Origin of the sequence: Ancylomarina euxina (assembly GCF_003863355.1) — a bacterium.
In the GTDB taxonomy this organism is placed as follows: domain Bacteria; phylum Bacteroidota; class Bacteroidia; order Bacteroidales; family Marinifilaceae; genus Ancylomarina; species Ancylomarina euxinus.
In genome coordinates, this window is record NZ_QQWG01000076.1 from 1 (window position 1) to 394 (window position 394).

Annotated in this window: 1 protein-coding gene; it reads right to left on the minus strand. The window is 39.1% G+C overall.

Annotation, left to right across the window (positions count from 1 at the left end; translation table 11 throughout):
* On the minus strand, window positions 1–394 hold a 394-nt coding region (locus DWB61_RS17615), incomplete at both ends, for a group II intron maturase-specific domain-containing protein (RefSeq protein ID WP_317124884.1).

Here is a 394-nt window from a genome sequence, read left to right on the forward strand (position 1 = left end):
GTTTGAACTGTTTATAGATAACTGACATATTATATAATCCTAAATCTATGAACCATTGTAGATTCATAGCCTGATGAGCTTGAGGACAACCTGATAATCGCCACCATCCTTTTCCTGATAGGGCTAAAATCCAGCTTTGCCAACTTTTAACGCCTAACTTGGTTAGGAAGCGTTTAATGCCAATGGTTCGTTTGCATTGCTTTAATCGGAAACATCGTAATTTTCGACGAATCCATGCATCTAAATTTCTGAGCAAGCGTGAGCAAGAAGCATACTTGAAGTAATTCAACCAACCTCGCAGTACAGGTCGTAAATCTGAAACTAGGGTTTCTAAACTCACTGCTCTGTTACGCCTACAAAGTTTTCGAACTTTTCCTTTTAGTCGCTTCACACT